The organism is Streptomyces sp. MAI_2237, from assembly GCF_054189285.1.
Window position 1 is genome coordinate 1406041 of record NZ_JAJPGQ010000003.1, and the last position, 12680, is coordinate 1418720.

Here is a 12680-nt window from a genome sequence, read left to right on the forward strand (position 1 = left end):
GAGACTCCACCTTGAGCGTGTCGACCCGATCGTGACGCGCTGAACCGCCGGTTCGCCGGCATGTTCGAGTGAGGGCACAGATGTCTCGACCCAGCGGCGACACCCAGCGGGAACAGCAGGGCGCAGCGCCCTCGGCCCTGGCGGCCGCGCCGATCGACGTGCACATCCCCGCCGACGCGACGGGCGCGGCGGTCGCGACGATCGGCGGGGTGCCGCTCCCGGTGGCCGACGGCGAGGACGTCCAGCAGGCCGTTCTCGGCCATCTGCGCCGCATCGCCCTCGCCACCGGCCACCCGGCCCGGGCCACGATCCACGACGAACGCCTCGGCTTCGTCGTCCCCCTCCAGGTCGACCCCGACGGCTCCAGCCGCCTCACCGGCTCCCCGTCTCCGGCACCGCGACGGGCGACTCCGTCTGCGTCTGCGTCTGCGACCGCGACTCCGGCACCGCGACGGGCGACTCCGGCTCCGGACGCTCCCGCGGGTCGGCCCACGACTCCGGCTCCGGACGCTCCCGCCGGTCGGCCCACGACTCCCGCTCCGGACGCTCCCGCCGGTCGGCCGACGAACACCCCCGACTCCACGCCCGTAGCGCCGATGCGGCAGCAGGCGGAACCGGCGCGGGAGAACGTGCCCGCCTTCTCGCTGCGGGCGGTGTCCGCACCGCAGCCGCTCGGGCAGCACGCGCCCGCCTTCGCGCCGCGTGCCGTCGCGGAGTCCGCCGCCGGTTCGGCACCGACGTTCGCGATCCGCGCGGTACCCGAGAGGGCGCCCGGCACGGTCGCGCCGCCCACGGGCGTGTTCGGACCGCCCCCGCTGATGGACGCGGTCCCGCCGCGCCCGGCGCCGGGCGCGGACACGGTCACCTGGCCGTCACCGGCGGACGCCGACGCACCCGAGGACGTCACACCTGCCTTGACGACGCCGCCCGGCGCGGACGCCGTCGGCACCCCCCGCGCCGCCGGCCCGTCCCGCTCGTCCGGCACTCCGCTCCTGCCGCGTCTGGACCCCGAGCCTGCGCCCAAGTCCGCCCCCACCCCTGCCCGAGGCTTCGACGCCGTGGCCGAAGCCGTGCTCGGGGACGAGCCGCCCACCGCGCCCGGGTTCCTCCTGGAGCCGATGGCCCAGGTGAACGACGCCGTACGGTCGGGACGGACAGCGGAGGCGGACCAGTTGGCCACGCGGGTGGTGGGAGAGGCGTCGGCGGTACTCGGGCTGGAGCACCCGGAGGTGCTCAAGCTGCGCGAACTGGCCGCGTACATCGCCTACTTGGCCGGTGAGCCGGTCCGCGCCCACCGGCTCTCGCTCGATCTGGCCCGTCTGCACCGCCGTCTGGGGAACGCGGAAGGGGCGTACGGGAACATCCAGAGCGCGGCGACCGCCTGGCGCGCCGTGCGCGACCCGGAGCAGGGGCTCGTCCTCGGGCGCGACCTGATCGGCCTGTGGAGCGAACTCGTCGCGGAGGGCGGCCCGGCCGCCGAGGAGACCGAGCGGCTGGACTCGGCCCGCACGCGGATGGGCCGACTCGCGGAACGCGCCCGCAACTCGGCCCGTTGACCGCGGAGTCGGCCCGTTACGAGGTCAGCTTCCAGACCGCGTACGCGATCGCGTCGCCGTTGCGGTCCAGCGCGGTGTCGTTGATGTTGGAGGCCTTGTCGCAGGAGGAGTGGTAGCAGGCGTCGAAGGCCCGTCCCGACGTGCCGCCCCACTTGCTCGCCTGCGCCGCGGTCTTGATGTAGTCGGCGCCGCTGAACAGGCCGCCGACCGGGACGCCGGCGTTCTTGAACGGCGCGTGGTCCGAGCGTCCGTCGCCCTCGGTCTCGGGTTCCGTGGAGACGCCGAGGCCGGCGAAGTAGTCCTGGAACGTCTTCTGGATCGTGGGGTCGTCGTCGTAGACGAAGTAGCCCGGGTTCGGGGAGCCGATCATGTCGAAGTTCAGATAGCCGCTGATCTTCGAACGGTCGGCGCTGGAGAGGCCGTTGACGTAGGAGCGGGAGCCGACCATGCCCAGTTCCTCGGCGCCCCACCAGGCGAACCGCAGGTGCTTGGCCGGCTGGTAGCCCGCCCGGGAGACGGCGAGGGCGGTCTCCAGGATCGCCGCCGAGCCGGAGCCGTTGTCGTTGATGCCCGGCCCGGCGCTGACGCTGTCCAGGTGCGAGCCGGCCATCAGGACCCGGTTGGCGTCGCCGCCCGGCCAGTCGGCTATCAGGTTGTAGCCGGTGCGGCCGGAGGACGTGAACTGCTGGACCGTCGTGGTGAATCCGGCCGCGTCCAGCTTGGCCTTCACATAGTCGAGCGAGGCCTTGTAACCGGCGCTGCCGTGGGCGCGGTTGCCACCGTTGGCGGTGGCGATGGACTGCAGCTGGGCGAGGTGGGCCTTGACGTTCGCCACGCTGATGTCGGGAGCGGCGGCAGCCGCCGTGGGGGCGGGGGCCGCGCCGGCCGTCGCGCCATTGGTCAGGAGCATGACAGCCGAGAGGGCGGAGGCGGCGGCGCAGACGGCGGCCGCACGCCCGGAAACGGAGAACTTCATGTGGGGGGCTCCGAATTCCTTGAAGGGAATGGGGTCCCCGGATGGTGAAGCTTTTACCAACCGCGCGTCAAGAGCGTTATCAGGACATGCGGTTCGCATACCGGAGCCGCCACCCCTCACAGACCGCCTGCCGAGACCGCCCCCCGGACACGCCCGCCGGGACCGCCCCCGCGGCCTAGGACACGCAGAACTCGTTCCCCTCCGGGTCCGCCATCACCACCCACTCGCCGGCCGGCTCCTTCACCCGCCGCAGCACATTCGCCCCCAGCGCCTCCAGCCGCTCGACCTCGCCCTCGCGCCGCCCGTCGCCGGGGTGCAGATCGAGGTGCAGGCGGTTCTTCACGGTCTTCGCCTCCGGCACGCGCTGGAACAGCAGCCGCCGCCCGCGCCCGACGCCGGTGTCCTCGTCGTACGGGTCCTCCGGGTGCCGTACGGCGATCAGATCCAGGAAGGCCGGGCGTCCGTGGGAGTCGACGGTCGCCTCGGCCGGCAGGGCCCCGGCCTCCAGCAGCCGGCGCACGAGCACGCTGTTGTCCTCGACCTCGTAACCGAGCGCGGCGGCCCAGAAGTCGGCCTGGGCGTGCGGGTCGCCGGCGTCGACGACGATCTTCCAGTGGATGGGGGCCGGGGGCGGGGCGGGTGTCTGCGTCATGGGACCACTTATAGCGGCCGGGTCCGACAGTCCGCCGTGACCTGCGGTTCCCGCGAGGCGCCGGTCGGTGTCAGGCGTCCACCGGAGCGGACGGTGCCGCCGCGATCGTCGGCACGGCCGCTCCCCGCTCCCGGGCGACCCTGCGCGCGGCGCGCCACGCGTCGGCCGTCAGCAGGCACAGCGCCAACCACACCAGCGCGAACCCGGCCCACCGCTCGGCGGGCATCGCCTCGTGGAAGTACAGGATGCCCAGCAGGAACTGGAACACCGGGGCGAGATACTGCAGCAGCCCCAGCGTCGACAGCGGCACCCGTATGGCCGCCGCCCCGAAGCAGACGAGCGGCAGCGCGGTCACCACTCCGGTCGCCGCGAGCAGCGCGCCGTGCCCAGGGCCCTCGGTCGCGAAGGTCGAGTCGCCGCGCGAGCCGAGCCACAGCAGGTAGGCGAGTGCCGGCAGGAACTGGATAGCGGTCTCCGCGGCCAGCGACTCGATGCCCCCGAGCCCGACCTTCTTCTTCACGAAGCCGTACGTGGCGAACGAGAAGGCGAGGGTGAGCGAGATCCACGGCGGCTGCCCGTACCCGACCGTCAGGACCACGACCGCGGCGAACCCGATCCCGACCGCCGCCCACTGCACGGGCCGCAGCCGCTCCTTGAGGACGAGCACGCCCAGGGCGATGGTGACCAGCGGATTGATGAAGTACCCGAGCGATGCCTCGACGACGTGCCCGTTGTTCACGGACCAGATGTACACCCCCCAGTTGACCGTGATCACGGCCGCCGCCACCGTGATCAGGGCCAGTCGCCGCGGCTGCCGCACCAGCTCACCGGCCCAGGCCCAGCGCCGCATCACGACGAGCGTGACGGCCACGAACCCCAGGGACCAGACCATGCGGTGGGCGAGGATCTCGACCGATCCGGCGGGCTTCAGCAGGGGCCAGAAAAGGGGGACGAGACCCCACATGCCGTACGCCGCGAAGCCGTTCAGCAGGCCGATCCGCTGCTCGCTCTTCGACTTCCCGGTCATGGGCACCTCCCGCTCACCTCGTCGCACACGCGTGCAGCCTCGAAGGTAACGCCGGAAACCCCCGCCTGTCATGCCCGTATCGCCATACGGTCATGACAGGCTGGGGTGGGGGATGCGAGGCCCGCGGCGGGGGAGTGGTCAGCCCTTGAGCGCGGCCGTGATCGACTCGGCGATCGGCGTGGTCGGGCGGCCGATCAGGCGGCTGAGGTCACCGCTGTCGACGACCAGCTCGCCCTTCTCGACCGAGGCGTCCACGCCGGCGATGATCGCGGCCACCGGCCCGGGCAGGCCGGCGCCGGTCAGGATGCCGGTGTACTCCTCGACGGAGACCGGGTGGTAGGCGATCTCCTTGCCGGTCTGCCTGCTCAGCTCGGCCGCGTACTCGGCGAAGCTCCAGGCCTCGTCGCCACCCAGCTCGTACGTCTTGTTCTCGTGTCCCTCGCCGGTCAGCACGGCGACGGCGGCGGCCGCGTAGTCGGCGCGGGCGGCGGAGGAGACCCGGCCCTCGCCGGCCGCCTGGGTGACGGCGTTGTACTGCAGGACGGGGGCGAGCTGCTCGGTGTAGTTCTCGTTGTACCAGCCGTTGCGCAGCAGCACGTAGGGCAGGCCGGAGTCCAGCAGGGCCGCCTCGGTGTCGCGGTGGTCGTCGGCGAGCGCGGCCTTCAGGGAGCCGGGGGCGCTGGTGTAGGCGAGCAGGGCCACGCCTGCGGCCTTGGCGGCGTTGATGACGACCTTGTGCTGGCCCACACGGTCGTTGCCGACCTCGCTGCCGGAGATCAGCAGGACCTTGTCACCGGCCGAGAAGACGTGGTCGAAGGTCTCGGGGGTGTTGTAGTCGGCGACCGCGAGCCGCACGCCGCGTGCGGCGAGGCCGGCCGCCTTGGCCTCGTCGCGGACGACGGCGGTGATCTGGTCCGCCGGGACCTTCTCCAGCAGCTGCTCCACGACGTGACGGCCGAGGTGTCCGGTTGCTCCGGTGACGACGATGCTCATGGTGTGAAACTCCTTGTGGGGTGCGGATGCACTAACCCTAGGAGAAGCGCTAACTATTGGAAAGTACCAACTTTGAAGTAAGGTACTGGCATGTCCGTAAGCACCAGCGCCTCATCGCCCGCCGTCTCCGGGAACGACACCGGTGAGACGATGTGCCCCCACCGCCTCGTCCTGGAACACGTCACCAGCCGCTGGGGCGTGCTGGTCCTGATCGAGCTCCTCGACCGCCCCTACCGCTTCAGCGAACTGCGCCGGGCGATCGGCCGGGTGGGCAAAGGGGTCAGCGAGAAGATGCTCACCCAGACCCTGCAGACCCTGGAACGCGACGGCCTGGTCCACCGCGACGCGAGGCCGGTGATCCCCCCGAGGGTCGACTACTCCCTCACCGACCTGGGCCGAGAGGCCGCCGAACAGGTACGCGCCCTGGCCGAGTGGACGCAGCGGCGGATGGGGGAGGTACAAGAGGCACGGGAGCGGTACGACGCGCGCAAGGCGGGTCCTGAGCAGGAGTGATGCGCCCCGCCCGAGGTGGCGCAAGGTATGCGCACGGCGCCAGGGGGCACATTCATGTCAGGGCGTTGGTCGACGTGTGAGACACATCCTTCCATGCGCCCCCTTTCCGCCTCCCACGCCGACTTGAGTCGCCCGGCACGCTGGATGCGGAGTGCTACGTCCACCGCGCGCCACTGGCGGTGCCACCCTTTCGGCGCACGGTCACCGGATCCAGGGGGATGCCTTGACATGGCCACACGGAAGCGAGTCGCGCGCAGTATCGGTTCTGCGGCACTCGCAGGACTCGGCCTGATGCGGGCGCTCTTCGCCCGTGGGGCCCGCCGCCGACGCCAGGACGAGATCCTGGCCGAGTTGTTGCGGCAACTGACGCTGATGACCGAGGAGATCCATCGGGCCAATCTGATCCAGCAGTACCGCCTCGCCGCGGAGCAGATGGAGAGGATGATCGACGACCCGACTCTGGCGGTGGCCGCGAGCACTTTGCCGGGCCTCTCCGAGAGCAGGCGCCGACAGATGATCTTCGCCAACCGGCAGTACGGCAACCTGCTGCTGTCTCATCGGGTGGGGGCCTGCGAATGGGACGAGCTCATCGGTCATCTACGGGTCCTGTGCCGCAACGCGCTGTTCGCCGAATACTGGGACCGCACGGTCGAGCACCGCAGGAGCCTTCCGACGGATTCCCTGGAGGCACGGGTCGGCGCCGTGGTCGACGTCATGCTGGAGGAACTGGCCGAGGACCCGGACGAGTGGTGGATCGTGGGCCCGGCATCCAGGGACCCCTCACCATGAAGGACTGATCCGCGTGATGAAACACGGATCTCACATCGCGAGCACGGAGACCCACACAATCACACGTCGGGGATGTCCCGCTTGGCCCGGATGAGGGTCTCTCGGTCGATCACGACGATCCGCTCGTAGTCGGCGCGCGCCGCATCGGGGGGGAGGAGGGGGTCCAGGACCTCGGTGGCTTCGGTGCCGATGACGGCGAACCTGCCGTCACTCAGCTCGAACACGTCCGGACAGGTCTCGGCGGTCTGGCTGCCTCGGAGCTTGGGGTGATCTCCGATACGGCGGACGACGCTGAGGGGGGTGTTATCGGGACGCACTTGCTCCGGAGCCTTCCTTGGAGCGGGAAAGCTCCGGCGTGGTGGGACAGTCCGCACAGAATTGCACAAGATCAGCTTCTCGAGAAAACGGCTCCGGCGTAGCCGGAAAAATGCCCCCACTTGGCTGTAAGTGACGTCAAGTGTCAGAACTCGGAGCGGGGTGGCCCCAAGTCCTGACACATTGACACATGTGGCGGCCCGTCAGCCGACGACGGTCCAGGTGTCGCCGCCAGCGAGCAGCGCCGCCAGGTCGCCCTTGCCGTGCTGTTCGATCGCCGTGTCCAGCTGGTCGGCCATCTGGGTGTCGTAGACCGGGCGGTCCACGGACCGCAGGACGCCGATCGGGGTGTGGTGCAGGGTGTCGGGGTCGGCCAGCCTGGACAGGGCGAAGGCCGTGGTGGGGGACGCCGCGTGGGCGTCGTGCACCAGGACCTGCGCCTCGTTCTCCGGCGTCACCGTGACGACCTTCAGGTCGCCGGTGGCCGCGTCCCGGACGACCCCCCGCGAACCGTCCGCACCGAAGCGGATCGGCTGCCCGTGCTCCAGCCGGATCACCGCCTCCTCCGCCCGCTGCTTGTCCTTCACCGCGTCGAAGGCGCCGTCGTTGAAGATGTTGCAGTTCTGGTAGATCTCGATCAGGGCCGTGCCCGGGTGGGCGGCGGCCTGCCGCAGGACCTCGGTCAGATGCTTGCGGTCGGAGTCGATGGTCCGGGCGACGAAGGACGCCTCCGCGCCCAGGGCCAGCGAGACCGGGTTGAACGGCGCGTCCAGCGAGCCCATCGGCGTCGACTTGGTGATCTTGCCGACCTCGGAGGTCGGGCTGTACTGGCCCTTCGTCAGACCGTAGATCCGGTTGTTGAACAGCAGGATCTTGAGGTTGACGTTGCGGCGCAGCGCGTGGATCAGGTGGTTGCCGCCGATGGACAGCGCGTCGCCGTCACCCGTGACCACCCACACGCTCAGATCACGGCGCGAGGTCGCCAGACCCGTCGCGATCGCCGGCGCCCGGCCGTGGATGGAGTGCATGCCGTACGTGTTCATGTAGTACGGGAAGCGCGAGGAGCAGCCGATGCCCGAGACGAAGACGATGTTCTCCTTGGCCAGCCCCAGCTCCGGCATGAAGCCCTGGACGGCCGCCAGGATCGCGTAGTCACCGCAGCCGGGGCACCAGCGCACTTCCTGATCGGACTTGAAGTCCTTCATGGACTGGCGGGCCTCGGCCTTGGGGACGAGCGAGAGCGCCTCGATCGTGCCCGTGCCTTCCGTGGTCGTCTCAGCCATCGATGGCCTCCTTGAGAGCCGTGGCGAGCTGCTCAGCCTTGAACGGCATGCCGTTCACCTGGTTGTACGAGTGGGCGTCCACCAGGTACTTCGCCCGGATCAGCGTGGCGAGCTGCCCGAGGTTCATCTCGGGGATCACCACCTTGTCGTAGCGCCGCAACACCGCGCCCAGATTCCCCGGGAACGGGTTGAGGTGGCGCAGGTGGGCCTGGGCGATCGATTCGCCGGCCGTCCGCAGCCGCCGTACCGCCGCCGTGATGGGGCCGTAGGTCGAGCCCCAGCCCAGCACCAGGGTGCGGGCGCCGTGCGGGTCGTCCACCTCGACGTCCGGGACCGCGATGCCGTCGATCTTGGCCTGGCGGGTGCGGACCATGAAGTCGTGGTTGGCCGGGTCGTAGGAGATGTTGCCCGAGCCGTCCTGCTTCTCGATGCCGCCGATGCGGTGCTCCAGACCCGGCGTGCCGGGGACGGCCCAGGGGCGGGCGAGCGTCTGGGGGTCGCGCTTGTAGGGCCAGAACACCTCGCTGCCGTCGTCCAGGGTGTGGTTCGGGCCCTGAGCGAACTGCACGCTCAGATCGGGCAGCTCGTCCAGCTCCGGGATGCGCCACGGCTCCGAGCCGTTGGCCAGGTAGCCGTCGGAGAGCAGCATCACCGGGGTGCGGTAGGTCAGCGCGATCCGGGCCGCCTCCATGGCTGCGTCGAAGCAGTCCGCCGGCGTGCACGGGGCCACGACCGGCACCGGGGCCTCGCCGTTGCGGCCGAACATCGCCTGCAGCAGGTCCGCCTGCTCGGTCTTGGTCGGCAGACCCGTGGAGGGGCCGCCCCGCTGGATGTCGATGATCAGCAGCGGCAGCTCCAGGGAGACCGCCAGCCCGATGGTCTCGCTCTTGAGGGCCACGCCCGGACCGGACGTCGTCGTCACCCCCAGCGAGCCGCCGAAGGCCGCGCCCAGCGCCGCGCCGATACCGGCGATCTCGTCCTCGGCCTGGAAGGTGCGCACGCCGAAGTTCTTGTGCTTCGACAGCTCGTGCAGGATGTCCGAGGCCGGGGTGATCGGGTACGAGCCCAGGAACAGCGGCAGATCCGCCTGGCGGGAGGCCGCGACCAGGCCGTACGCGAGGGCCAGGTTCCCGGAGATGTTGCGGTAGGTGCCGGTCGGGAAGGCCGTCGTCGCGGGCGCGATCTCGTAGGAGACCGCGAAGTCCTCCGTCGTCTCCCCGAAGTTCCAGCCCGCCCGGTACGCCGCCAGGTTGGCCTCGGCGATCTGGGGCTTCTTCGCGAACTTGGTCCGCAGGAACTTCTCCGTGCCCTCCGTGGGCCGGTGGTACATCCACGACAGCAGGCCCAGCGCGAACATGTTCTTGCTGCGCTCGGCCTCCTTGCGGGAGAGGTCGAAGTTCTTGAGCGCCTCCACCGTCAGCGTCGTCAGCGGCACCGGGTGCAGGCTGTAGCCGTCGAGCGAGCCGTCCTCCAGCGGGGAGGCGGTGTAGCCGACCTTCTGCATCGCCCGTTTGGTGAACTCGTCCGTGTTGACGATGATCTCCGCGCCCCGCGGCAGATCGCCGATGTTCGCCTTCAGGGCGGCCGGGTTCATCGCCACCAGGACGTTCGGCGCGTCACCGGGGGTGAGGATGTCGTGGTCGGCGAAGTGCAGCTGGAACGACGAGACGCCCGGCAGGGTGCCGGCGGGCGCCCGGATCTCGGCCGGGAAGTTGGGAAGGGTGGAGAGATCGTTTCCGAAGGACGCGGTCTCGGAGGTGAAGCGGTCGCCGGTGAGCTGCATCCCGTCACCGGAGTCTCCCGCGAACCGGATGATCACCCGGTCCAGCCTGCGTACGTCCTTCGTTCCGGCCGGCTTGCGCTGCTCTCCCAGTACGGATTCTTCGGCCTGCTCCGCTGTCCTGCTGACCTGGCTGGTCACTGAACTGGACCTCCCTCGAGGCGGCTGTCTGGGACCGGCCTTCCCGCAGGCCTTCCCTGGATCAACCCTACGTCCGTTAGGGTCGCCTTCCCTCGGTCATTCGCATGATGGACACGGTTCTGAGACGCTGTGACGCCCTGACTTGTCATGATTTCTCGCCCCCCGGCGCTTGCCTTGAAGACGCTCCCCACGAACGGTTCGGTTCTGGGCCCACGACGCCGCACGGTCGCCGGACGACGGACCACCGGCTCGACGGTCGAACGCATGACCACCGATGTCAGTGTCGGCCCGTCACGAGTTCAAGTACCTGAGGACCGCTAGAACCCGCCGGTGATCCCCGTCACTCTGGGACAGCCCCAGCTTCAGGAAGATGTTGCTGACGTGCTTCTCGACGGCCCCGTCGCTGACCACCAGCTGCCGCGCGATCGCCCCGTTGGTACGTCCCTCGGCCATCAGCCCCAGAACCTCCCGCTCCCGTGGCGTCAGCCCGGCCAGGACGTCCTGCTTCCTGCTCCGGCCGAGCAGCTGAGCGACCACCTCCGGGTCCAGCGCGGTTCCGCCCTGGGCCACCCGCACGACCGCGTCCACGAACTCACGGACCTCGGCGACCCGGTCCTTCAGCAGATAGCCGACGCCGTGGCTGGAACCGGCCAGCAGTTCGGTGGCGTACCGCTCCTCCACGTATTGCGACAGTACGAGTACCCCGAGACCGGGATACGACTTCCGCAATTCCACGGCCGCCCGCACCCCTTCGTCGGTGTGCGTCGGGGGCATGCGGACGTCGGCCACCACCACGTCCGGCAGCTCGCCCTGTCCGTCCAGCTCCGTGATGGTCTTGATCAGCGCGTCCCCGTCGCCCACTCCGGCGACGACCTCGTGCCCGCGGTCGGTCAGCAGCCGGGTCAGCCCCTCCCTGAGCAGCACTGAATCCTCGGCGATGACCACCCGCACCCTGTCCTCCACGATCTCCGGCCCCCCAGCCCGACTCCGTCTGCCAGTAGTCCAGCATTCCAGCATTCGGACCCGGGTGCGCCCGGCCGACGTGATTCAACGCGAAAGCATGCGCGGTACGACGGGTTCCGGGGGGTTTCCGCCCGTCCCGCGCTCACAGGACGAGGCATCTTCAGGGCCGACTCAAGGGCCCCGCACTCAAGGGCCCCGCACTCAAGGGCCGACTTCAGGGCCGACTTCAGGGTCGACGACGCCCGGGGGACGAGCCCCCGGGCGTCGGTGCGTACGACCGTCCGGCGGTCAGCCCAGCGCCCGCTCCGAGCGCCACGGCAGCTCCGCGGTCACCCGCGTCGGCCCGCCGGCCGGCGAGTCCACCACGAGGATCCCGTCCACGGCGTCCAGCCGCTCCGCGAGCCCTCCCAGCCCCGACCCGCCGGAGGCGTCCGCGCCCCCCACGCCGTTGTCCATCACCTGCACCATCAGCCGGTCCTCCACCCGCCACACGTCCACCGCCGCCCAGGTGGCCCGCGCGTGCTTGCTGATGTTCTGCAGCAGCTCCGACACCGTGAAGTACGCGATGCCCTCGATGGCCGGCGCCGGCCGCTCGGCGAGATCCACCTCCACCTGCACCGGCACGGTGCACCGCGAGGCCACCGCCGACAGCGCCGCGTCCAGCCCCCGGTCCGTCAGCACCGCCGGATGGATCCCGCGCGCCAGGTCCCGCAGCTCCTGCAGCGCCGTCTTCACCTCGCCGTGCGCCTCGTCCACCATGCGCGCCGCCGCCTGCGGGTCCTCGGTCAGCTTCTCCTTCGCCAGCCCCAGATCCATCGCCAGCGCCACCAGCCGGGCCTGGGCGCCGTCGTGCAGGTCCCGCTCGATGCGCCGCAGGTCCGCGGCCGCCGTGTCCACCACGACGCCCCGGTCGGACTCCAGCTCCACCACCCGCGCCGACAGCCGCGACGGCCCGAGCAGCCCGTGCACCATCAGCCGGTCCACCGTCGTCAGCGCCCGCACGATCCACGGCGTGGCCAGCGTGAACAACAGCCCCACCAGCGCCGTCACGGTGATCTCGAAGGGGTTGTCCAGGTAGACCGAGTGGTGCGCGTCGCCGTACAGCTGGAGGCCGCCCTGGCCGACGTACGCGGGGAAGACCCAGAACCACAGCGGATACGTCAGCAGCGCCCACCCGTACGCCCAGAAGTTCAGGGCGACCACGAACGAGAACACCGACCAGGGGAACTGCAGCACCGCGTACAGCAGCGTCCGCCACGACGTGCCGCTCTTCAGCACCGCCCCCATCCAGGCCATCACCCCGGACTTCTTCATCCGCAGCGGCTCGGGGTCGGCCACCTCCAGCCCCAGCATTCCGCGCGCCCGCGCCCGCTCCAGCGCCCCGAACCCCCGGCACCCGGCCAGCCCCGCCGCCAGCACCGGGATCCCCAGGAAGGTGACCAGGAGCCCCGCCCCCAGCGACACCATGGTGATCGCGTACACGAAGAGCAGAATCCCGATCGGCAGGCTGAGCAGCACATATCCGAACTCGCGCCAGCTGCGCGCCTCGAACGGCGCACGCAGCCCGGCCGGCAGCCGGTGCCGCCGCTCACCGGTGGGCCCGGAGTACCCGAACCCGGTTCCGTACCCCGATCCGTGACCCGATCCGTAGCCCTGCCCGTACTCGTAGTCCGTGGCCATCGACGTCGTCCG

12 protein-coding genes are annotated in these 12680 nt (G+C 70.5%); 3 read left to right on the forward strand and 9 right to left on the reverse strand.

Annotated features, from left to right (window positions below; genetic code table 11):
- Positions 1-80: 80 nt before the first annotated feature.
- Positions 81-1556 carry a tetratricopeptide repeat protein gene (locus LN251_RS16850; RefSeq protein WP_458245143.1) on the forward strand — a complete coding sequence of 492 codons (1476 nt, stop codon included), beginning with the start codon at positions 81-83 and terminating at the stop codon, positions 1554-1556.
- 16 nt (positions 1557-1572) lie between these two features.
- On the opposite strand, the gene LN251_RS16855 is transcribed toward LN251_RS16850, so the two are convergent.
- The 4 genes from LN251_RS16855 to LN251_RS16870 form a co-directional block, all read right to left on the reverse strand.
- Positions 1573-2532, reverse strand: a complete 960-nt coding sequence (locus tag LN251_RS16855; protein WP_458245144.1) for a M28 family metallopeptidase — start codon at positions 2530-2532, stop codon at positions 1573-1575.
- 175 nt (positions 2533-2707) lie between these two features.
- Positions 2708-3184 carry a VOC family protein gene (locus LN251_RS16860; RefSeq protein ID WP_458245145.1) on the reverse strand — a complete coding sequence of 159 codons (477 nt, stop codon included), beginning with the start codon at positions 3182-3184 and terminating at the stop codon, positions 2708-2710.
- A gap of 70 nt (positions 3185-3254) precedes the next feature.
- Positions 3255-4211: an EamA family transporter RarD gene (gene rarD / locus LN251_RS16865; RefSeq protein WP_458245146.1), complete on the reverse strand. Its 957-nt coding sequence runs from the start codon at positions 4209-4211 to the stop codon at positions 3255-3257.
- A 138-nt stretch (positions 4212-4349) separates the two neighbouring features.
- Positions 4350-5204, reverse strand: a complete 855-nt coding sequence (locus LN251_RS16870; RefSeq protein WP_458245147.1) for an SDR family oxidoreductase — start codon at positions 5202-5204, stop codon at positions 4350-4352.
- 90 nt (positions 5205-5294) lie between these two features.
- On the opposite strand from LN251_RS16870, the gene LN251_RS16875 reads away from it, so the two are divergent.
- Positions 5295-5717 (forward strand): winged helix-turn-helix transcriptional regulator, encoded by a 423-nt coding sequence (locus LN251_RS16875; protein WP_458245148.1) that lies wholly within the window; start codon positions 5295-5297, stop codon positions 5715-5717.
- A gap of 228 nt (positions 5718-5945) precedes the next feature.
- Positions 5946-6506, forward strand: a complete 561-nt coding sequence (locus LN251_RS16880) for a DUF6082 family protein (protein WP_458245149.1) — start codon at positions 5946-5948, stop codon at positions 6504-6506.
- A gap of 59 nt (positions 6507-6565) precedes the next feature.
- Here the strand turns inward: LN251_RS16880 and LN251_RS16885 are convergent, their stop codons facing one another.
- From LN251_RS16885 to LN251_RS16905, 5 genes are all read right to left on the reverse strand, one after another.
- Complete coding sequence (locus tag LN251_RS16885) at positions 6566-6823, reverse strand: hypothetical protein (RefSeq protein ID WP_458245150.1); 258 nt, start codon at positions 6821-6823, stop codon at positions 6566-6568.
- Between the two features lie 201 nt (positions 6824-7024).
- Positions 7025-8104, reverse strand: a complete 1080-nt coding sequence (locus LN251_RS16890; protein ID WP_458245151.1) for a 2-oxoacid:ferredoxin oxidoreductase subunit beta — start codon at positions 8102-8104, stop codon at positions 7025-7027.
- A complete protein-coding gene (locus LN251_RS16895; protein ID WP_458245152.1) occupies positions 8097-10025 on the reverse strand; it encodes a 2-oxoacid:acceptor oxidoreductase subunit alpha in 1929 nt (642 codons plus the stop codon). The genes LN251_RS16890 and LN251_RS16895 overlap by 8 nt, the downstream gene beginning before the upstream one ends.
- A 291-nt stretch (positions 10026-10316) precedes the next feature.
- Positions 10317-10976: a LuxR C-terminal-related transcriptional regulator gene (locus LN251_RS16900; protein WP_404162496.1), complete on the reverse strand. Its 660-nt coding sequence runs from the start codon at positions 10974-10976 to the stop codon at positions 10317-10319.
- Between the two features lie 300 nt (positions 10977-11276).
- A complete protein-coding gene (locus tag LN251_RS16905; RefSeq protein WP_458246734.1) occupies positions 11277-12668 on the reverse strand; it encodes a sensor histidine kinase in 1392 nt (463 codons plus the stop codon).
- Positions 12669-12680 lie beyond the last annotated feature (12 nt).